The sequence below is a fragment of the Rhizobium sp. CF080 genome (assembly GCF_000282095.2).
Taxonomy (GTDB): domain Bacteria; phylum Pseudomonadota; class Alphaproteobacteria; order Rhizobiales; family Rhizobiaceae; genus Neorhizobium.
This window is the reverse complement of record NZ_AKKC02000002.1, coordinates 1033579-1054436: the sequence shown is the minus strand read 5'-3', so window position 1 is coordinate 1054436 and position 20858 is coordinate 1033579. Positions and strand designations below refer to the sequence as shown.

At 62.8% G+C, this 20858-nt stretch carries 15 protein-coding genes; 11 read left to right on the top strand and 4 right to left on the bottom strand.

Annotated features, from left to right (window positions below):
- Positions 1 to 40 precede the first annotated feature (40 nt).
- Positions 41 to 1630, top strand: a complete 1590-nt coding sequence (locus PMI07_RS06215; protein ID WP_007758444.1) for an NAD(P)/FAD-dependent oxidoreductase — start codon at positions 41 to 43, stop codon at positions 1628 to 1630.
- A 29-nt stretch (positions 1631 to 1659) separates the two neighbouring features.
- Positions 1660 to 2169 (top strand): MarR family transcriptional regulator, encoded by a 510-nt coding sequence (locus PMI07_RS06210; protein WP_037085656.1) that lies wholly within the window; start codon positions 1660 to 1662, stop codon positions 2167 to 2169.
- Between the two features lie 5 nt (positions 2170 to 2174).
- Here the strand turns inward: PMI07_RS06210 and PMI07_RS06205 are convergent, their stop codons facing one another.
- The 4 genes from PMI07_RS06205 to PMI07_RS06190 all read right to left on the bottom strand — a co-directional run bounded on the left by PMI07_RS06205 (position 2175) and on the right by PMI07_RS06190 (position 9931).
- The gene (locus PMI07_RS06205) at positions 2175 to 3545 is read right to left on the bottom strand and encodes an AcvB/VirJ family lysyl-phosphatidylglycerol hydrolase (RefSeq protein WP_007758440.1); all 1371 of its coding nucleotides are present in this window, start codon (positions 3543 to 3545) and stop codon (positions 2175 to 2177) included.
- Positions 3542 to 6124: a bifunctional lysylphosphatidylglycerol flippase/synthetase MprF gene (gene mprF / locus PMI07_RS06200; protein ID WP_024163608.1), complete on the bottom strand. Its 2583-nt coding sequence runs from the start codon at positions 6122 to 6124 to the stop codon at positions 3542 to 3544. The genes PMI07_RS06205 and mprF overlap by 4 nt, the downstream gene beginning before the upstream one ends.
- A 99-nt stretch (positions 6125 to 6223) precedes the next feature.
- Entirely contained in the window at positions 6224 to 7771 is a 1548-nt protein-coding gene (locus tag PMI07_RS06195; protein ID WP_007756986.1) for an indolepyruvate oxidoreductase subunit beta family protein, read from the bottom strand.
- 3 nt (positions 7772 to 7774) lie between these two features.
- Positions 7775 to 9931, bottom strand: coding sequence for an indolepyruvate ferredoxin oxidoreductase subunit alpha (locus PMI07_RS06190; RefSeq protein WP_007756992.1), 2157 nt, complete (start codon positions 9929 to 9931; stop codon positions 7775 to 7777).
- A 331-nt stretch (positions 9932 to 10262) separates the two neighbouring features.
- Between PMI07_RS06190 and PMI07_RS06185 the strand changes: the two genes are divergently transcribed.
- The 9 genes from PMI07_RS06185 to PMI07_RS06145 all read left to right on the top strand — a co-directional run bounded on the left by PMI07_RS06185 (position 10263) and on the right by PMI07_RS06145 (position 20850).
- Positions 10263 to 11798, top strand: coding sequence for an ABC transporter substrate-binding protein (locus PMI07_RS06185; protein ID WP_007756994.1), 1536 nt, complete (start codon positions 10263 to 10265; stop codon positions 11796 to 11798).
- Between the two features lie 180 nt (positions 11799 to 11978).
- Positions 11979 to 12986 carry an ABC transporter permease gene (locus PMI07_RS06180; protein ID WP_007756995.1) on the top strand — a complete coding sequence of 336 codons (1008 nt, stop codon included), beginning with the start codon at positions 11979 to 11981 and terminating at the stop codon, positions 12984 to 12986.
- Positions 12979 to 13872: an ABC transporter permease gene (locus PMI07_RS06175; protein WP_007756996.1), complete on the top strand. Its 894-nt coding sequence runs from the start codon at positions 12979 to 12981 to the stop codon at positions 13870 to 13872. Before PMI07_RS06180 ends, PMI07_RS06175 begins: the two co-directional genes overlap by 8 nt.
- On the top strand, positions 13869 to 14729 hold the full coding sequence (locus PMI07_RS06170) for an ABC transporter ATP-binding protein (protein ID WP_007756998.1): 861 nt from the start codon (positions 13869 to 13871) through the stop codon (positions 14727 to 14729). Before PMI07_RS06175 ends, PMI07_RS06170 begins: the two co-directional genes overlap by 4 nt.
- A complete protein-coding gene (locus PMI07_RS06165) occupies positions 14729 to 15559 on the top strand; it encodes an ATP-binding cassette domain-containing protein (protein WP_007756999.1) in 831 nt (276 codons plus the stop codon). The genes PMI07_RS06170 and PMI07_RS06165 overlap by 1 nt, the downstream gene beginning before the upstream one ends.
- A 114-nt stretch (positions 15560 to 15673) precedes the next feature.
- Positions 15674 to 18019 (top strand): bifunctional salicylyl-CoA 5-hydroxylase/oxidoreductase, encoded by a 2346-nt coding sequence (locus tag PMI07_RS06160; RefSeq protein WP_024163607.1) that lies wholly within the window; start codon positions 15674 to 15676, stop codon positions 18017 to 18019.
- A gap of 10 nt (positions 18020 to 18029) precedes the next feature.
- A complete protein-coding gene (locus tag PMI07_RS06155; RefSeq protein ID WP_007771730.1) occupies positions 18030 to 18827 on the top strand; it encodes an SDR family NAD(P)-dependent oxidoreductase in 798 nt (265 codons plus the stop codon).
- Entirely contained in the window at positions 18824 to 19672 is an 849-nt protein-coding gene (locus tag PMI07_RS06150; RefSeq protein WP_007771728.1) for an enoyl-CoA hydratase family protein, read from the top strand. Before PMI07_RS06155 ends, PMI07_RS06150 begins: the two co-directional genes overlap by 4 nt.
- Before the next feature lie 2 nt (positions 19673 to 19674).
- A complete protein-coding gene (locus PMI07_RS06145) occupies positions 19675 to 20850 on the top strand; it encodes an acyl-CoA dehydrogenase family protein (protein WP_024163606.1) in 1176 nt (391 codons plus the stop codon).
- Positions 20851 to 20858: the final 8 nt, after the last annotated feature.

Genomic DNA, 20858 nt, shown 5'->3' with positions numbered 1-20858 from the left:
GGTTCCGGCCCTTTCTGTATTCAGCGGAAAGACGGGCGGCATGGCGGATTTCGACTACATCTTCGTCGGCAGCGGTATCAACGCGCTGGTCGCCGCCGCCATGCTCGGCAAGAAGGGCAAAAAAGTCCTCGTCCTGGAGCGCAGCGACCGCATAGGCGGCTGCCTGTACACGGACGAAATCACTGAGCCGGGCTTCATCCACGACGTGATGGCCACCACCATGGTGCTGTTCCTGACCTCGCCCGCCTATGGCGCGCTCGGCAAGGATCTCGAAGCGCGCGGCCTGGAATTCGCCCATGCCGACCTGCCGACTGGCGTGCTGCGCCCGGACGGTTCCTCCGTCATCTTCTCCAAAGACCGGCAACGCAATATTGCAACCTTCGAGGCCCTCGCGGCCGGCGACGGCGAGACTTTCGACAAGGAAATGAGCGCCCTTGGCACGGATGCCGCCTTTCTGTTTTCACTGCTCGGTGGCGCGCTCTGGTCCGGCACGACGCTGAAGACGGTCGCCAGACAGGGCTGGGGCAAGGGCCTGCGCCAGCTTGCCGCATGGTTCGGCGACGCGCTGACACCGGCGCGGGGTTATCTCGAAACCACCTACAAGTCCGAAGCCGTGCATGCTCTCTGGGCGCCCTGGGTCCTGCATTGCGGCCTGGCGCCGGAAAGCGCCTATTCGGCCGAGATGGTCAAGGTCATCGGTTTTGCGATCGAGCTTGCCGGCTGCCCGATCGTCAAGGGCGGCGCCGCAAACCTCGTCAGGGCTTTCGAACGGCTGATCACGGATCAGGGCGGCGCGATCCGCACCGGTGCGGATGTCGAACGCATCCTTCCCGGCCCGGGCAACAAGGCTGCCGGCGTGCGGCTGGCAGGTGGCGAGACGGTCAACGCCACGTCCGGCGTCGTCTGCTCTACGACGCCGAACCAGATCTACGACCGCCTGCTCAAGGACTGGCCGCAACCGGCGCCCGCCGAAATCCGGGAAAGCGTCGCTCGTTATCGTTACGGCAAGGGCAATATGCAGATCCACTACGCGCTCTCCGCGCCGCCGCGCTGGAAGGGCGATCCGGACCTCGCCAAGGTGGCGCTGCTGCACCTGACACCCGGCCTGGACGGTGTTTCCCGTGCCACCAACGAATGCGAACGCGGCCTGCTACCCGCAGAGCCGACCGTCTGCGTCGGCCAGCCGGCCAGCTTCGATCCGTCACGCGCGCCGGACGGTAAATCCGTTCTCTGGCTGCAGCTTCCCGAAGCACCGCGCTTCATCAAGGGTGATGCGGCCGGTGAGATCATCACACCTTCCGACGGCCGCTGGACCGAGGAGCTGCGCGAACTTTATGCCGACCGCATCGAAGCGCTGCTTTCCCGCCACATCGAGAACTTTGCCAAAATCAAGCTCGCCCGCCGCGCCTACTCGCCGGCCGATCTCGAAGCGATGAACATGAACCTCGTCGGCGGCGATCCGTATGGCGGCTTCTGCGGGCTCGACCAGTTTTTCCTCTGGCGGCCCTTCAAGTCGTCTGTTAACCACCGCACCGACGTGCCGGGCCTCTATCATATCGGCGCCTCGACCCATCCGGGACCGGGGCTTGCCGGCGGCTCGGGCTTTCTGCTCGCATCGTCGCTGCGTTGAAGCGAGGCGGCTTAGGAGAGATGGATTTCATGGCAGAACGGTTTTCGGGCGTGGTGCTGCGCTGGCATCAGGAAGGCGATCAGGAAAATCGCCCGACCATGGGCGAGATCGGCCTCAATCACTTCGCACCCTACCTGATGAACCGCATCATCTCGCGCTGGAACTCCAACATGGCGGAGGAGCTGCGCGAGTACGAATTGTCGACCGCCAAGATGCGCACGCTTGCGGTCCTGAGCGTCTCCGCCTCGCTCACCATCAACGAGCTTTCCATCTTTGCCGTTATCGAGCAATCGACCATGAGCCGTACGCTCGATTCCCTCGAAGAGCAGGGTTATATCCGCCGCACGCCGCGCGCCGAGGACATGCGCATCCGCGACGTGACGATCACCGAGGAAGGACGCTCGGCCTTCGGCCGCTTCTGGCCGACCATGTATGATTCACTGCTCAGGATGTTCGACGGCATCGACGAGGAGGAATACCGCGCCTTCACCGGCACGCTGCACAAGATCCTCCTCAACATCCGCAAGCACGAGATCTGATCGGCTTATTTCGTCAGCCGTGTCTGCAGGCTGTCGCGGATGCGCTTGCCGAGCGCCTGGTAATTCTCGTCGAAATGATGCCCGCCCTCGATCCGCACGACCTCGACGCCCTTGTCCTTCAGCGTCGGGCAGGGGTCGTCGTCCTCATCGGTGCCGTAGACGCATTGAATAAGCTTCGGATCGATCTTGACGATGTCGGTCATCGGATCGCCGCCCTTGCCGTCGCCGGCGACACCAAGCCAGCCGGTCACGGAAATCTCGTAGTCCACTTCATGCGACAGGCCGAGCAGCGTGATCTGCTTGACCCGTGCACGGTCCGCGGCCGGCAGGAGATTGTAGGTCGAGGGCAGCACGTCCGCACCGAACGAATACCCGACCAGCAGCACGTTCTGAACGCCCCATTGCCGGCGATAGTGTTCGATGATCTTTGCCAGGTCATCCGCGGTTGCCTGCGGCGTGCGTTCGGACCAGAAGTAACGCAGCGAATCCAGCCCGATCGTCGGAATGCCCTGCGATTGCAGATAACCGCCCACTTCGCTGTCGAGGTCACGCCACCCGCCATCGCCGGAAAAGATCACCGCCATCGTATTCATGGCCGGCTTCGCGTCGAGCACGTTCAGCGGAAGGTCGAGCGGCTGGTTGGTCTGGCCGGCGGCCGCGATGCGGGTTGCAAGCACTTGCGACAGCGCCACATCCGACGCCTCACCGGAATTGATCAGCTCGACCTCCGGATGATCCTGCTTCAGGCGCTGTCCATGCGCCTTGCCGGCGGCATCGGCGGAAGACGTGGAAACGATCGTCACCGCGGCCGGCAACGCGCCGTCGTCAAAACCATAGACCGTGCGATCGCCGACCTTCTGCTTGGACGCCGGCGTGCAGAGCTCCTTGGCGAGCGGAATGCCAGCCAGCGGATCGACGGCAATCGCCTCCTCGATCGTCGCGTTCGGGCTCTGGGAGATCATCGCAAGCGCCAGCGCGCCACCTTCCCCGATACCGGCGACGATCGGGTGGCGGTATTGCGGGTTGCCGATCCGCCGCTGCACCTGCTGGGAGATATCCTCGATATCGGAAACCATGTAGATGCACTCGCCGTCATCGGCTGCGAGCGACTTGATATAGGAAGGGAAATCGATGCCGACCACCGCTGCACCGTCGGCGAGCAGCTTCTGGGCCTCGGAATCCTCCCGCGCCCCCCAGCCCTGCCCACCTGAAATCAGGAAGACGATGCCTTCGAGTTCGCTGCCATTGTTCGGCACAAGGATGCGCGGCTGCGGGATCATGCCCGTATGGTAATCCTGCTGATCCTGGGCGGCAGCCATCAAGGCGCCGAACAGCAGGGCGGCAAGCGCGATGGAAAGAGAACGCAGAAACATCATTTACCGACCACTCCTCTCAAGCCGCCGCCGATCAGAAGCGTCGCATCCATCATCACTATGGCGGGACTGACGCCCCCTGCCACAGCCAGATATCGCGGCTCCCAGGCGGGATGAAACTTCGACTTGAAGGCTTTCAACCCTTTGAAATTGTAGAACCGTTCACCGTGCTCGAACACGACGCTGCCGATCCGGTCCCAGGCGAGCGCGGCCTCGCGTGTAGACATGCCGGAAAGCGGCGCCATGCCGAGATTGAAATGTCCATAACCGGCATCGCGAAGATATTCCATAATCTTCACGAACAGGAAGTCCATTGAGCCTTTCGGCGCATCCGGCAGGAAGCGCATCAGGTCGACCGTGCCTTCCTGCTTCGTGTCGGTCAGCGACAGCGTCGCGAAGGCGACGATCCGGCTGTCCTTCCGCAGGATCGCGACCGGCTGGGCGCTGACATAATCATCCCGGAAGGCGCCGAGTGAAAATGTCTTTTCGCGGGTGTTGTGTTCTTCGAGCCAGGCATCCGACACCCGCCGCAGCTCCTCGATATGCACCATCACATCCGGCTGGTCGATGACGGAAAACTCCAGCCCCTCGCGCGCACCCTTGTTGACGGCCTGGCGAAGCCCGGCAAGCCGGCTGCCCTTGAGGTCGAAACGCGACAGGTCGACGATCGCCAGCTCGCCGAGCTTGAAGGCCCTGAGGCCCGCATCGGCGCAATGCGAAAGGAGACCGGGCGAAATCTGATAGAGCACGGCGCGGCCTCCCTGGGCACGGGCTTCCTCGACGAAACGCCAGACGAGATCCGCCATCTCCTCCTGCGGCCCGACCGGATCGAAAAGCGCAATCCAGGAACGGCCCTGAATGCCGTACATGAGGAAGGCGTTGCCGCTCTCGGAGAACATCAGCCGCTTGTCGCCCATCCGGACAAGGTTGGCGTCGGCATTGTCATTGGCCATGACGAGCTGGATTGCCCGATCGAGATCGTCTGCCGTCGACAATGCCGAACGTCGGGCCGCAGGCCGCAATAGGCTGAAGACCGAGATCGTCGCCGCGAAGATCGCCAGGCCAAGGACCGCGCGCAATCCGCGCGGTGCTTCCTCGGAGAATTCGAACTGCCACCAGAGCTCGCGGCTGTAATCCACCTCGCGATAGACGAAGAGCAGCACCGTGATCGCCGCCGCGACCACGATGAACATGGCGGCGATCCAGCTCGGCGTCAGCACCTGCCCGAACAGAGATGCGCGGCGCCTAAACTGCTTGGCACTGAGGAAGAGGCTGATTAGCAGGATGGTCAGGAACGTCGCCTCGAAAAGCGCGACCGCCCGCATAAAGGCGAGGACGAGGGCAAGGGCAGTGCAGACCGTGGCGGTCCACCAGGCTCCGTCCAGCCGCTGGCTGATGCCGCGCGCTGCAACGAACAACAGCAGCCCAAGGATACTCGAGAGAAAATGTGCACCCTCGAACACCGGCAACGGCAGGTAGTTGCCGAGGAAATCGATATCCGAGTCCGGCGTTGGGGTGACGCTGGAGAAAATCAGCATCGCACCGGCGATCATTGCGAAGGCTGCCAGCAGCGGCGGCGCCAGCCGGAACTCGAGCTTGCGGAGCGTCGAGGCGACGGGGTGATGGGCAAGCTGGCGAACCTCGACGCCGATCACCACGAGAGTGGCGATGAGCAGCGGCAGGACGTGATAGATGACGCGATAAAGAACCAGGCTCCCGAGCACTTCATCAAGGCTGACCGTGTTGCCGAGCGCGGCGACGATCACCGTCTCGAAGACGCCGAGACCGGCCGGCACATGGCTGAGGACACCCAGGCCGATGGCGGTCGCATAGATCGCCAGGAAGGACGGCCAGCCGATTTCCGTCTGCGGCAGAAGCACGTAGAGGACGGAGGCGGAGGCGGCGACGTCAAGCGCCGTGATCAGGAACTGCTGCGAGGATGTACGGCTGTCCGGCAGACGGATGCTCAATCGTCCGATGGATACCGTCCGTCCGCCACGCCCGAGGATCAGAAGAGCGATAAGCACGAGGATGATCACGATCGCGCCGGCGCGGACCCACGTTCCGTCGATGTCGAGGATTGCTCCGATCCTCGGCGCCGTGACCAGCGATGCGAGCGCCGTGACCGCCAGAAGCCCGATACCGAAGGCGAGCGTCACAAATGCGATGACGCGACCGATATCGTCCGGCGAAAGCCCCAGGCGCGAATAGGCGCGGAACCGGATCGCTCCGCCGCTGAGGGCTCCGAAACCGGCCGTGTTGCCGACCGCATAGGCGCTGAAAGCCGTTATCGCGACAGGCACGAAAGGCAGCGTCCGGCCGATATAGGTGATCGCGTTGATGTCGTATCCGACCAGCGCTGCGAAACTCAGTGCCGTGAAGAAAACAGCAAGGCCGACCGAAGACCAGCGCGTATTGCCAAGCGCCTCGATAACGTCGTCGTAGCTGACTTCGTTGGTGAGTTTGTAGATGGCAAATGTCGTGAACGCGAAAACCGCCAGCGCCGCCAGGGCGATGAGATAAGGACGGTACGTCTCAAGGATGTCTCGAAAGCGACTTGGCTGACGATCCGTGGATTCCATGTGGGCTGCCGGGGCTGAAGAACTGCGCATCTAGGTTTCGGTCAGATGCGCAGCAAAAGCAACGGGATCGCGGCTATAATGTGTCTTTATGCTTAAAACCTAAAGCGTAGAGACCGTCTTCAGCGCGCCGTCCAGCGCAATGCCGTTTTCATCGAGGAGTGCCGCCTGGCGCAGGCGTTTCATCCAGGCCGCACCGTCGTCGCGGTCCGCCAGGGTCGTGTGCGCCGACATCACGCGGTCGAACTTCGAAAGCCCGCGCGCATGAGTATCGGAATAACCCTTCACCAGGCGGCGATTGTTGATCACTTCGACCGCGAGATCGTAGTTCCGCGAAAGAAGCGAGGTCGCCGCATTGAGCCAGGCTTCGCGATGCTCGGTTTCCCGCAAGTGTCGCAGCGTGCCGCGACGGATGCGGCGCAACGCTGCCAACGTGTAAAGCGTCAGGAACCAGAAGAGCGTGCCGGTCTGCACCCGGCGGCCCTTGTTGATGCGGCGGTCGAGCCAGGCGAAAACCTTCGGACGGGTTTCGACCCACAGGCCCAACTTCTTCGGCATGGTTCCAACGACCTCTTCCATGCGCGGATGCATGTATTCGGTCATGTAGAGGATCTGGTCCTGCTTGACGCCGACTTCCTTGGCGACGCGAACGAAACGCGAGCCACGGGTTTTCAGGTCGGCGACGCGGATCACATCGTCATAGGCCATGGCGATGGCGACGTATTTCGCCGACTGGACGGTGAAGGCATAGTCGTGCTCCTCGCCGCCATTGGCGCGGTCGAGGGCGTGGAGTTTGCCGACCCGGTCGAGATATTCGCCGGCATAGGCCGGATCCTGGAAATCCGTGAGCTTCTTGACGCCGGCAAACAGCAGCGGCCAGGCGACCTCGGGGAATTCGGCGCGCATGCGATGCACCAGCCGATCGAGATCCGGATGGCCGGCGGTTTCCGGCATGACGTCGAAACGCTTCGTCGCCGAGGCGGTGACTTCGTCCCGCGGCTTGGCCTTGGTGCGCTCATAGGCGGCGTTGAAGGCACGCAGGCTGGGCTCGACGCCCTTGCCGCCGCCACGGATCGTCGCCTCGAACGCTTCCTTGGAGAAGGGCAGCACATCAGCCGCGGCAAGCGCGCCGAACATCGAGGCGGAGATCACGCTGCCGTTCTTGAGTGCCAGCGTATCCATGTCGAATGCGATGGTGCGCCTGGCGGCGAAATCGGTCGCCCCGACCACCACGGTCGGATCACCAATGCCGTCGCCCGGCTTTTCCTTTTCGCCGACCGCAAAGGAGCGATGCGTCGAGGCGATCAGCGTAGTCTTGTCCGGCGTGACGAGACCACGCAGCACGGAGCGACCGGCTTCCATCAACTCGGCGGCAAGCACGACATCCACATCGCCCGGCGTCGGCATCAGCGAAAAGATCGGCGACACGCCGTCACGGGCCGGCAGCATCTCGATGTAGTAGATCGTCGCACCGGTGCGCTGGGCGACGCCCGGTACCGAGGTGGACTGCGCCATCCAGCCCTGTTCTTCGGCAAGACCGACGATCCAGTCGGCTAGCACGCCGCCGCCCTGGCCGCCCATGGCCATGATCGCCAGTGCCAGCGGCTTGTCGGAGGCGTAGAGCGTCTTGAGGTTCACGGTCTCGTTCATCGATCAAGCCTCCGCAAAGACGACGCGGCCGGCAGCGCGGCGGGCCTGCAGCCAGCCGATCACCGAAGCGCGGAATTTCGAGAGGAACTTGTCCCAACCGGTCGGATTCATGATCACATCGGCGCGATAAAACGAAGGACAGAGAACTGCGGCCTCGGAAACCTCGCCGCAATTGCCGCAGCCGACGCAGCTATTGTCGATCGCCGCCACCGGATCGTCCTTCAGCGGATCGTCCGTGTGTTTGATCGAAAGCGACGGGCAGCCGGAAAGCCGGATGCAGGCGTGATCGCCGGTGCAGACATCCTCGTCCACCCCGAACCGCTCCTTCACCATGCGCTTGCCGTCCTTGACCGCCTGGTTGAACTGCGGCTTCACGCGGCGCTGCTTGTTCAGCATGCATTCGGAAGAGGCAACGATGATCTTCGGGCCTTTTTCCTTGCTCGTCAGCGCTTCCTTCAGGGTGTCGCGCATCTTGGCGACATCGTAAGTGCGGTCGATCTGGCGCACCCAGGTGGCGCCGATGCCCTTCACCGCGTTGACGATCGAGTTGTTGGTCTTGCGGTTCGGGTTGATCGCCCGTGACGACAGGATGTCCTGGCCGCCGGTTGCCGCCGAATAGAAATTGTCCACGACGAGGATGACGCCGTCCTGCTTGTTGAACACCGCATTGCCGACCGAGGTCGCAAGGCCGTTGTGCCAGAAGCCGCCGTCACCCATGACCGCGATCGAGCGCTTGTCCGCTTCGACGTTAAAGGCGGAAGCAGAAGCTGGGCCAAGACCATAGCCCATCGTCGTGCCGCCGATGTTGAAGGGCGGCAGGATGGAGAACAGGTGGCAGCCGATATCGGCCGAGACGTGGTGTTCGCCGAGTTCCTTTTCGACCAGCTTCATGGCCGCAAAGATCGGCCGCTCCGGACAGCCGGTACAGAAACCAGCCGGGCGTGCTGGCACGACTTCGGCCAGAGCCTTCACCTTGGGATCGTTGAGAACATCGCTCGGATCCGGCACCGGCGGCTGGTTGCCGAGCAGCAGGCGGTCGTACATTTCGATGAAGGTCTTGAGCCCCTTCATCATCACGGGCGCGGTATATTCGCCGCCGAGCGGCAGGATGTCCTTGCCGTGCAGGCGGGTCTGAATGTCGCGACGGCGCATCAGCGTGTGGAGCGTCTGCTCGACATATTCGGGCGCGCCTTCTTCGACCATGATCACGGCCTTCTTGCCGAGACAGAAATCGACCACCTCGTCGTCGATCGTCGGGTAGGCGACGTTCATCACGTAGATCGGCACCGACGAATTGCCGTAGACATCCGCCAGGCCGAGCTGCTGCAGGCCGCGCATGACGCCGTTGTAGAGACCGCCAAGCGTGATGATGCCGATCTCGCCTTCCTCGGGACCGAAATGCTCGTTGAGCTTCCGTTCCTTGATGAAGTTGACGGCAGCCGGCCAGCGGCGCTCCAGCTTGTCCTTCTCCTGCCCGAAATTCGCCGGCGGCAGGACGATGCGGTTGACGTCGCGGACCGGGTTTTCCAGCGCCTCGCGGAGCGTGAACTTTGGCCGCTGGTTATCCTTGGCGACGAACTGGCCGTGCACGTGACAGGCGCGAATGCGCACTTCCAGCATGACAGGGGTGTTGGAGGCTTCCGAAAGCTGGAAGCCATCTTCCACGGCCTGAACCATCGCCGACAGGTTGGGACGCGGGTCGAGAAGCCACATCTGCGACTTCATCGCGAACGCATGGCTGCGTTCCTGCATGATCGAAGAGCCTTCGCCGAAATCCTCGCCGAGGATGATCAGCGCGCCGCCATTGACGCCGCCGGAGGACAGGTTGGAGAGCGCGTCCGACGCGACATTGGTGCCGGCCGTCGATTTCCATGTCACGGCACCGCGTACCGGATACATCACCGAGGCAGACAACATCGCCGCCGCTGCCGCTTCCGAGGCCGAGGTCTCAAAATGGACCCCGAGATCCTCCATGATGTCCTTGGCATCGGCCAGCACGTCCATCAGGTGCGAGATCGGCGAACCCTGGTAGCCGCCGACATAGGAAACACCGGATTGCAGCAGCGCCTTGGTGATGGCGAGAATGCCTTCACCACGGAAAATCTCGCCTTCTCCAAGTTTGAGATCCTCGACTTCGCGCGCAAAAGATCGCTCGGCCATGGCAGTTCCCCTTCGCCTTGTCGGCTTCATGCAATAATCATTTGCAAAAGCATATTTTCTACACCGCCCATTTGTCAATTCACAAATGCTACAGGAATACGGAGCGTTATTTCAGGCGTTCGCCGCATACCGGTAGGCGCCAACGAGAACCATTATATATGCTAATGCATATTATTTGTTCGTTTCGGCACGAAAATCGACCGCCCGATGGTTGCAAATAGTCCTTGCCGCCGTTCCGCACTTATTTTAACGTTCAACCATCCACACGAATGAGCCCGACACGGACAGCCTGTCCGCAAGTTTGGCCACCAGGGAACAATGGAGTTGGACCATGACGACGCTCTCCCGGCGCCAGGCATTGAGCCTGGGCGCGGCCACTTTTCTGACAGGCGTATTTTCCGGACGTAATGCAGTTTTCGCGCAGGACAGCTCGACGCTGACCATCGCCTATAACGTCAACCTGCCCTCCTTCGACCCGACGGTTGGTCCCTCCGCGGTCAACCCGACGATCCAGGCGATCTATCGCTCGATCTTCGACCAGTTCATCGGCCAGGGTCCCGATCTCTCCTTCCAGCCGGGCCTGCTCACCGCCTGGGGCTGGAACGACGACAAGACCAAGGTCTGGATGGATGTCCGCGAGGGCGTCAAGTGGCATGACGGATCCGACTTCACCCCGGCCGATATCGTCTGGTCGCTGGAACGCGCCGCCAAGCCGGAAACCGGTAACCCGATCCAGTTCGTCTGGGGCGGCGTCAGCAACTACAAGGTCGACGGCAAGCGCATCACCGGCGACGTCAAGCAATACGACCCGACCTTCTTCAAGTGGATGGCCTTCCTGACGGGTTATGTGATGCCGAAAGCCTATTACGAAAAGGTCGGCGCCGAAGGTTTTGAAAAGAAACCGATCGGCACCGGGCCGTATATGGTTGATGCGTACGAGGGCAACGCTTTCCTGCGCCTGAAGGCCAACCCGAACTATTACGGCGGCAAGCCGGCCTTCGACACGGTCGTCTTCAAGTTCGTGCCGGACGCGACCAGCCGCGTCGCCGAAATCGAATCCGGATCGTCCGACATCACGCTCGAAATCCCTTACGAGGAATACGACCGCCTGAAGGACAAGAAGGGCCTGAAGGGCGTGGCAAAGCCGATCTCGGATATCGGCATGATCTTCCTGAACAATATCGACGCCATGCTCGACAAGAACGTGCGCCTCGCAGCCCATCACGCGATCGACAAGAAGTCGATCGTCGACCGGCTGCTGAAAGGTTACGGCGTGCCGATCGATACGCTGGAAGCGCCCGAATACGATGCCTATGACGCCTCGATCAAGGTCGGCTACGACCAGAACAGGGCCAAGGAGCTCTTGAAGGCCTCCGGTTTCTCGACCGACAAGCCGGTAAAATTCAAGATCCAGACGACGCGCGGCTTCAAGCCGAAGGATTACGAAATGATCCAGGCGATCGTCGGCATGTGGCGCCGCGTCGGCATCGAGGCGGAGATCGAAGTCTACGAGATCGCCAAGCACTACGAACTGCGCGCCGCCGACCAGCTCGCCCCCGCCGCCTTCTACAACTGGGGCAACGCGGTCGCCGACCCGACCACCTCCACCGGCTTTGCCATGTTCGGCCCCTCGCCGCACTCGGTCTGGAACACGGACGATCTGGACAGCATGATCATGCCGCTCTGGGGCGAAAAGGACGAGAAGAAGCGCATTGCCGGCTGGAAGGCGGTCAGCAAATACATCGCCGAACAGGGCTATGTCATCCCGCTCCTCCAGTATGTGCAGCCGATCGTCTACAAGGACAAGCTGAAGGTCGTGCCGAACGTTTCCGGCGCGCTGCAGCCGACGCTGGTGTCGAAGGCCTGAGATAGAGTCCCTCTTCTCCCCAGCGGGGAGAAGGTGGCCCGAAGGGTCGGATGAGGGGGTGGCACGGCACGATCTATCCTGCGCTCGCCGCGTCAAGGATATTCGTCGCTGACGCTCCTCATCCCCCTCATCTGCCCTGACGGGCATCTTCTCCCCGCCGGGGAGAAGAGGGAGTAATTGATGATCGCCATATCCATCCTCAATCGGCTTGTCATGGCGGCGGTAACGCTGTTCGGCGTCGCATTGATCGTCTTCGTGCTGCTGCGCGTCGTGCCGGGCGATCCGATCGCCATGATGATCGCGCCGGGCGCCAGCCCCGCCGACATCCTGGCGCTGCGCGCCAAGTACGGGCTCGATCTCAGCCTGCCGGCCCAATTCGGTGTCTGGCTGCAGGCGGTGCTGATCGGCGATTTCGGCACCTCGATCTCGCTCCGCCGCGACGTTCTGGAACTGCTGCTGGGGCGCCTGCCAGCGACGCTTGAACTCGCCTTCGCGGCCTTGATTGTCGCGATCCTGATTGGCGGTACGGTCGCGGTGATCGGCACGCTTTCCCGCCGCACACCTCTGGAACCGGCAATCGACGCCACAAACGGCGTGCTGCTGGCCGTGCCCGATTTCGTCTGGGCGCTGGCGCTGGTTCTCCTGCTCGGCGTCTTTTTCCCGATCTTTCCGCTTTCCGGCCGCATCGACCCAACGCTGTCGATCGATTTCGTGACGCCGTTCTATCTCGCCGAAAGCCTCGTCCGCCTGCGCCTCGACGTCTTCCTTGATGTCGCCGCCCATATGGTCATGCCGGTTCTGGCGCTCGCCCTGCCACTCGCCACCGTCATCACCCGTATTCTCAAAGAAGCACTGCTCGAGGCCATGGTGCAGGATTACGTGCTGCTGGCCCGCCTCAAGGGCATGTCGGAAATCCGCCTCGTGCTGCAGGAAGCCCTGCGCAACGCCATCGGACCTGCCCTGTCGCTGACCGGCGTGCAGTTCACTTTCCTCGTCGGCGGCACGGTCATCGTCGAGCGGATCTTCTCCTATCCCGGCATCGGCAACATGGCGATCGACGCGGTAATCAATCGCGATCTGCCGCTGATCCAGGGATTGGTACTCGTCTTCGGCGCGATCTTCATCGTCATCAATCTCGTGGTCGATCTCCTGGCCGCCGCCCTCAACCCGAGGCTTCGTCATGGCTGAGCCGATCACCATCGCCGCGCCCGTGGCCCAGACCCGACCGCCCTCCCGTGTCAAGACGCTGCTCACCCAGCCGAAAGTGCTGTTTGGCGGCGGCTTCATCCTGCTGCTTCTGGTCATCGCGATCTTTGCACCGCTCATCGCGCCAAAAGACCCACTGGAACAGGACCTGATGCTCGGTTCGCTACCCCCGGCCTGGATCGACGGCACTGAACCCGGTTATTACCTCGGAACCGACGACCTCGGCCGCGACGTCCTCTCCCGACTTCTTTACGGCAGCCGCATCGCGCTTTTCGTCGCCTTCGTCTCCGCAAGTCTCGCGGCGCTGATCGGCACGGTGCTTGGCCTGCTCGCCGGCTGGTACGGCGGCTGGACGGACCGGATCATCTCGCGGATCGTCGATATCTGGATGGCCTTCCCGCCGGTGCTCCTGTCGATCCTGCTGGTCGCCGTCTTCGGCTCCGGCGTACATTCTGTGATCGCCGCGATCGTCATCATCGACTGGACCCGTTTCTGCCGCGTCGTTCGCGCCGAGACGCTGGCCCAGGCACAGCTCGATTATATCACCGCCGCCCGCACCGTCGGATTTTCGCGCATGAAAATCCTGACGCGGGAAATCTTTCCCAACATCGTCCCGGTACTGATCGCGCTCGTCAGCCTGGAAATGGGTATAGCCGTCGTGGTCGAGGCGATCCTCTCGTTCGTCGGACTGTCGGTCTCCTCCGATACGCCCACCTGGGGCGGCATGATCGCGCAGGGGCGACAGCTGATCCACCATACCTGGTGGCTGCTCGTGGCGCCGCTCGCCGTGCTTTTCGCCACGGTTCTCGCCTTCAACCAGCTTGGCGCCGGCCTGCGCCGGGCGCTCGATCCGGTGATGAGACGATGACGGACGCTCTTCTCAATGTGACCGGCCTCTCCGCCGTCTCCGATCGTGAAGGCGGTCTGCCGGTCCTGCGCGATGTCAACCTTTCCCTGAGGAAGGGCGAGGTCCGCGGCCTCGTCGGCGAAAGCGGCGCCGGCAAATCGACCATCGCCAAGGCGATCCTCGGCATCCTGCCACGCACGGTGCGAGTCACCGGCGGCTGGATCAACTTCAAGGGCCGCGATCTGTTGGGCATGAAACCGCCTGAACTGCGCAACATCATGGGTTCGGAGATTTCGCTGATCCCGCAGGACCCGCAAACCGCACTCAATCCGGGCCGCCGCATCGGCGTCCAGCTCGCCGATGGGCTACGGCTGAAACGCGGGCTTTCCGCAAAGGCCGCCGAGGCGCGTGCCCTGCAACTGCTGGCAGACGTCCAGATCCGCGATCCCGACCGGGCAATGGCAAGCTTTCCGCACCAGCTCTCCGGCGGCATGCGCCAGCGCGTGCTGATCGCCGCAGCCTTCGCCGTCGAGCCAGAACTCGTGGTTGCCGACGAGCCGACGACCGCGCTCGACGTAACGGTCCAGAAGGAAATCCTCCGCCTCATCCGCCATATGCAGGAGGTGCAGGGCACCGGCGTGCTGTTCGTCACCCACGATCTTGGCATCGTCGCGCAGATCTGCGACAGCGTCACGCTACTTTATGGCGGCAAGGTCATCGAGGACGGGCCGGTGCGCTCGGTGCTTGAAAACCCGCAGCATGCCTACACCAGGGCGCTGATCGCCGCCGGCCCACGTTACGACCGGCCGGATGCCGGCCTGGAACCGGTGCCGGAAGAGGTTTTTCGCGCACTCCGCCAGGAAATCGGGATCCGCTGATGGACAGAAACCTCCTCGTCGCGACCGGCATCGAAGTCACCTATGGCAAGCGCGCCAGCCTCTTCGGCTCCGGCAAACCGCCGACGCCGGTTCTTCATGGTGTTGATATTCACATCGGACGCGGCCAGACGATCGGCATCGTCGGCGAATCCGGTTCCGGCAAGACGACGCTCGGCCGCGCGCTGTTGCGCCTTGTCGACGTGTCCTCCGGCAACATCACCTTCGACGGCAAGGACATCACCCATATCCCGGAAAACGAGATACGGCCTCTGCGACGCCGCATGCAGATGATCTTCCAGGACCCGATGGCCTCGCTCAACCCGCGCCATACGATCCGCCGCATCCTGACCGGCCCGCTTCTCCTGCACGGTATCGCCGGCGATACCGCTGAGGCGCTGAACCGAGTCAAAACTGTCCTCGACCGCGTCTCATTACCCGCCGCCTGCCTCGATCGTTACCCGCACGAGCTTTCCGGCGGCCAGCGCCAGCGCATCGGCATCGCCCGCGCCGTACTGATGCAGCCGGATTTCGTGCTGGCCGACGAGATCGTCTCCGGCCTTGACGTTTCCACCCAGGCGCAGGCCCTGAAGCTGCTGAAGGAGCTTTCGACGGAACTCGGCCTTGCCATGGCCTTCATCAGCCACGATCTCTCTGTCATCCGCGCCATCTGCGATCATGTCTATGTGCTGCGGCTCGGCAGGGTCGTCGAGGAAGGCCCGTGCGAGCGGGTGTTCGCCTCGCCTTCCGCCGCCTACACCCGCGCGCTTCTCGATGCGATCCCCTTGCCGGAATACGATCCGGGCTGGCTGGAGCGAAAAACCGAAGTCTGAACTGGCCGTCCGATAAAACCCAAGTCGCAGGAATTATCCGCTTGACGGTTCGATCAGACGCCATATACTTTAAACTTAAAATAATGAATGACTGAACGCCAGGAGGACTTGGATATGCGCATCGTCTGTATCGGTGGCGGCCCGGCCGGCCTCTATTTCGCGCTTCTGATGAAGAAGCAGCACCCGGAGCATTCGATCTCCGTTGTCGAGCGCAACAAGCCTTACGACACGTTCGGCTGGGGCGTGGTTTTCTCCGACGCCACCATGGTTTCGATGAAGGCCTGGGACCCGGAAAGTGCTGCCGAAATCGAGGATGCGTTCAACCACTGGGACGATATCGAGCTGCTCTTCAAGGGCACGCGCCAGCGCACCTCCGGCCATGGCTTCGTCGGCATCGGCCGCAAGAAGCTCCTGAACATCCTGCAACGCCGGTGCGAAGCGCTGGGCGTTGAGCTCGTCTTCGAGACCGATTCCAGCGGCGATCTCGATTATCCCGATGCCGACCTGATCATCGCCTCCGATGGCTTCAACTCGAAGATCCGCAACCGTTACCCGGACGTCTTCGAGCCGGACCTCGTGGTGCGTCCGAACCGCTATATCTGGCTCGGCACCAACAAGCTTTTCGACGCCTTCACCTTCGATTTCCGCAAGACGGATCACGGCTGGTTCCAGGCGCATATCTACAAGTTCGACGACAAGACCTCGACCTTCATCGTCGAGACGACCGAAGAGGCCTACGAAAAGCACGGCCTCGGCCAGATGGACCAGCAGGGATCTATCGACTTCTGCCAGGATCTGTTCTCGGAAGTGCTCGAAGGCTCCGAGCTGATGACCAATGCGCGGCATCTGCGCGGCTCCGCCTGGCTGAACTTCAACCGCCTGATCTGCGGCAAATGGAGCCATTTCAACGGCAATTCCCATGTGGTGCTGATGGGCGACGCCGCCCATACCGCCCATTTCGCGATCGGCTCCGGCACCAAGCTCGCGATCGACGATGCGATCGAACTCACGAACCAGTTCAACAAGCTCGGCCATACCAAGGACAGGATCCCCGCGGTTCTCGAAACCTACGAGGAAATCCGCCGCGTCGATGTCGCCCGCATCCAGAATGCGGCCCGCAACGCCATGGAATGGTTCGAGGTCGTCGGCCAGCGCTACGCCGATACGCTGGAGCCGGAACAGTTCATGTATTCTATGCTGACGCGTTCGCAGCGCATCAGCCACGAAAACCTGCGCCTGCGCGATCCGAAATGGCTGGAAGGCTATGAGCGCTGGTTCGCGAAGAAAAACGGCATCGAGGTGACCGGCAACAGCCGCACCCTGCCGCCGATGTTCACGCCCTATTCGCTGCGCGAAACCCACCTGCCGAACCGCATCGTCATGTCTCCGATGGCCATGTATTCCGCCAAGGACGGGTTGCTGGACGATTTCCATCTGGTTCATCTCGGCTCCCGTGCCCTCGGCGGCGCCGGCCTGGTGTTTGCGGAAATGACCTGCGTCTCGCCGGATGCCCGCATCACCCCCGGCTGCCTCGGCCTTTGGAACGAGGAACAGGCGGCGGCGTGGAAGCGCTTCGTTTCCTTCGTGCATGACAATTCTGCCGCCAAGGTCGGCATCCAGCTGGGACACGCCGGCCGCAAGGGCTCGACCAAGGTCGCCTGGGAAGGCATCGACCAGCCGGTCGAGGATGGCGGCTGGGATCTGATCTCCGCTTCGGCTCTGCCTTATATGAAGAGCAGCCACGTTCCGAAGGCGATGGACCGCGCCGACATGGACCGGGTCACCGCCGACCATGTGCGCTCTGCAAAGTTCGCGGCGGAAGCCGGCGCCGATTGGCTGGAGCTTCACTGCGCCCACGGCTATCTCCTATCCAGCTTCCTCTCGCCGCTCACCAATATCCGCACCGACGAATATGGCGGCAGCCACGAGAACCGCGCGCGTTATCCGCTGGAAGTGTTCAAGGCGATCCGGGAAGTCTGGCCGGCCGACAAGCCGATTTCCGTTCGCCTCTCCTGCCACGACTGGTTCGAGGGCGGCAACACGCCGGAAGATGCGGCGATCTATGCGCAGATGTTCAAGGATGCCGGCTCCGACCTGATCGACTGCTCGTCCGGCCAGGTGTGGAAGGAAGAAAAGCCGGTCTATGGCCGTCTCTTCCAGACACCTTTCTCCGACAAGATCCGCAACGAGATCGGCATCCCGACCATCGCCGTCGGCGCGATTTCGGAAGCCGACCATGCCAACTCGATCATTGCCGCCGGCCGCGCCGATCTCTGCGCCGTCGCCCGCCCGCATCTCGCCGACCCGGCCTGGGTCCTGCATGAAGCTGCAAAGATCGGCCTGACCAGCATTCCTTGGCCAAAACAGTATTATTCCGGCAAGGCGCAATACGAGACCAACCTCGCCCGTGCTGCGGCCGCGGCGGCTCCTCCGGCTGTCGGTCCGACGGCGGCGAAATGAGGATCGCGTCATGAGTGAAGCGACTTCCGCCAGGCTTGCCAACCGCCATGCCCTCGTTACCGGCGCGGGCTCGGGCATCGGTGCGGCGATCGCGACAGCGCTGGTGGAAGCCGGCGCACGCGTGACGCTGGCCGGCCGTCGGGCAGAGCCGCTGGAGGCGCTGGCTGAGAAGTTCGGTAAGGACAAGGTCTGCGTCGCGGACGGCTTCGACGTTACCGACGAAATCGCCATCGACAACGGCCTGAAGACGGCACATGGCGCTTTCGGTCCCGTCGATATCCTCGTCAACAATGCCGGCGAAGGCCCCAGCGCGCCCTTCGAAAAAACCTCGCTGGAGATGTGGAACCGGGTCATGTCGGTGGATCTCACCGGCGTGTTCCTGGTCACTCAGGCCGTGCTGCCGGATCTCAAGGCTTTCGGCTCAGGCGCCCGCATCATCAATATCGCCTCGACCGCGGGGCTCACCGGTTATGCTTATGTCTCGGCCTACGTGGCTGCCAAGCACGGCGTTATCGGCCTCACCCGCTCGCTGGCGCTGGAACTGGCTAAGACCGGCATCACGGTCAATGCCGTCTGCCCAGGCTTTACCGACACGCCACTGATCGCCCGCTCGATCGAAACGATCGTCGCCAAGACCGGACGGACGGAGGAGCAGGCATTGAAGGAATTTACCAAGAGCAATCCGCAGGGGCGGCTGGTGAAGCCGGAGGAGGTCGCAGACACGGTTCTGTGGCTGGCATCGCCCGGAGCGGCGTCGATCAACGGACAGGCAATCGCGGTTGCCGGTGGGGAGGTATTGGCAGGATGAGCGAACAGGCATCAATGGCGGGACATCTCCGCCCGTTCAAGGATTATCAGCCGAAACATTTCCTCTGGGAAGTCAGCGAAAACGGCCGCGTGGCGACGATCCGTCTGAACCGCCCGGAACGCAAGAACCCGTTGACCTTCGAAAGCTACGCGGAACTGCGCGATCTTTTCCGCGATCTCGTCTACGCGTCGGATATCCGCTCGATCGTGCTGACCGGCGCCGGCGGCAATTTCTCGTCCGGCGGCGATGTTTTCGAGATCATCGAACCGCTGACCCACATGGCGATGCCGGATCTGCTGGCCTTCACTCGCATGACCGGCGATCTCGTCAAGGCGATGAAAAAGTGCCCGCAGCCAATCGTCGCTGCCGTCGACGGCATCTGCATGGGCGCCGGCGCGATCCTTGCCATGGCCTCCGACATCCGGCTGGCGACGCCGGAAACCAAGACCGCCTTCCTCTTCACCCGTGTCGGCCTTGCGGGCGCGGACATGGGTGCCTGCGGGATCCTGCCGCGTATCATCGGCCAGGGTCGCGCCGCCGAACTGCTCTTCACCGGCCGCTCGATGAGCGCCACGGAAGGCCAGGCCTGGGGCTTCTTCAACGCCCTGCACGCTGGCGATGCGGTGGAAGCCGAAGCAGTCAAGCTCGCCCATTCGCTGGCCGACGGCCCGTGGTTCGCCCACACGATGACCAAGACCATGCTGAACCAGGAATGGGCCATGGGCATCGACGAGATGATCGAATCCGAAGCCCAGGCCCAGGCGGTCTGCATGGCCACCAAGGACTTCCGCCGCGCCTTCGAGGCGTTTGCCGAAAAGCGCAAGCCGGTCTTCGAGGGCAACTGACGATGGCAGCGCCGACCACGCTTAAAGGACCAGCACGCGATTTCCTCGACTGGCCGTTCTTCGACGAGAGCCACAAGGCGCTCGCCGAAAAGCTCGATGCCTTCGCGGCTTCCGGTGCGCTGAGTCATATCGACCATTCGGACACCGACGGCGCCTGCCGGGCGATCGTCAAGGCCCTCGGACAAGCCGGCCTTCTGGATGCCGCGACCGGCGCCGGCGGCAGCCAGCCGATCGACAGCCGCGCCGCCTGCCTGACCCGCGAAACACTCGCCTGGCATGACGGATTGGCCGACTTTGCCTTCGCCATGCAGGGCCTCGGCACCGGCGCGATCGGCCTGTCCGGTTCGGAAGAGTTGCGCCGCGAGGTTCTGCCGAAAGCGCAGTCCGGCGAGTGGATCTCCGCCTTCGCGCTGTCGGAAAAGGAAGCCGGCTCGGATGTCGCCGCCATGGCCTGCGCTGCTCGCAGAGATGGCGACCACTATATCCTTGATGGCGAGAAGACCTGGATTTCCAACGGCGGCATCGCCGATGTCTATACGGTCTTCGCCCGCACCGGCGAAGCGCCCGGCACGCGCGGCATCTCCGCCTTTGTCGTGTTCGCCGATGATCCGGGCTTCTCGATCGCCGAGCGCATCGATGTCATCGCCCCACATCCGCTGGCAACGATCCGCTTCGAAAACTGCCGCATTCCGGCTTCGCGCCTGCTGGGTGCGCCGGGTGAAGGCTTCAAGATCGCCATGCGCACGCTCGACATTTTTCGCGCCTCCGTCGCCGCCGCGGCGCTCGGTTTTGCCAAGCGAGCGCTGGACGAAGCGGTTGCCTATGCGAAAGCGCGGCCGATGTTCGGCAATCACCTGTCCGACCTGCAACTCACCCAGGCCGCTTTCGGCGACATGGCAGCGCAGATCGATGCCGGCGCGCTTCTCACCTACCGGGCCGCCTGGCGCCGCGACGTGCAGGGCCTGCCGACCACCAAGGAGGCCGCAATGGCAAAGATGGTCGCAACGGAGAACGCCCAAAGCGTCATCGACCGGGCGGTGCAGATCTTTGGCGGCCGCGGCGTGAAGAGCGGTGAGATCACCGAGAGCCTCTACCGGGAAATCCGGGCGCTGCGTATCTACGAAGGCGCGACCGAGGTGCAAAAGCTCATCATCGCCCGCGAACTGTTGAAGGCGTGAGGGGGACC

Coding starts and splice junctions, on each gene's coding strand:
- PMI07_RS06175 (WP_007756996.1), top strand. CDS start 12,979: ATGGCTGAGCCGATCACCATCGCCGCGCCCGTGGCCCAGACCCGACCG.
- PMI07_RS06180 (WP_007756995.1), top strand. CDS start 11,979: ATGATCGCCATATCCATCCTCAATCGGCTTGTCATGGCGGCGGTAACG.
- PMI07_RS06190 (WP_007756992.1), bottom strand. CDS start 9,931: ATGGCCGAGCGATCTTTTGCGCGCGAAGTCGAGGATCTCAAACTTGGA.
- PMI07_RS06155 (WP_007771730.1), top strand. CDS start 18,030: ATGAGTGAAGCGACTTCCGCCAGGCTTGCCAACCGCCATGCCCTCGTT.
- PMI07_RS06210 (WP_037085656.1), top strand. CDS start 1,660: ATGGCAGAACGGTTTTCGGGCGTGGTGCTGCGCTGGCATCAGGAAGGC.
- PMI07_RS06160 (WP_024163607.1), top strand. CDS start 15,674: ATGCGCATCGTCTGTATCGGTGGCGGCCCGGCCGGCCTCTATTTCGCG.
- PMI07_RS06195 (WP_007756986.1), bottom strand. CDS start 7,771: ATGAACGAGACCGTGAACCTCAAGACGCTCTACGCCTCCGACAAGCCG.
- PMI07_RS06145 (WP_024163606.1), top strand. CDS start 19,675: ATGGCAGCGCCGACCACGCTTAAAGGACCAGCACGCGATTTCCTCGAC.
- mprF (WP_024163608.1), bottom strand. CDS start 6,124: ATGGAATCCACGGATCGTCAGCCAAGTCGCTTTCGAGACATCCTTGAG.
- PMI07_RS06165 (WP_007756999.1), top strand. CDS start 14,729: ATGGACAGAAACCTCCTCGTCGCGACCGGCATCGAAGTCACCTATGGC.
- PMI07_RS06215 (WP_007758444.1), top strand. CDS start 41: ATGGCGGATTTCGACTACATCTTCGTCGGCAGCGGTATCAACGCGCTG.
- PMI07_RS06205 (WP_007758440.1), bottom strand. CDS start 3,545: ATGATGTTTCTGCGTTCTCTTTCCATCGCGCTTGCCGCCCTGCTGTTC.
- PMI07_RS06185 (WP_007756994.1), top strand. CDS start 10,263: ATGACGACGCTCTCCCGGCGCCAGGCATTGAGCCTGGGCGCGGCCACT.
- PMI07_RS06150 (WP_007771728.1), top strand. CDS start 18,824: ATGAGCGAACAGGCATCAATGGCGGGACATCTCCGCCCGTTCAAGGAT.
- PMI07_RS06170 (WP_007756998.1), top strand. CDS start 13,869: ATGACGGACGCTCTTCTCAATGTGACCGGCCTCTCCGCCGTCTCCGAT.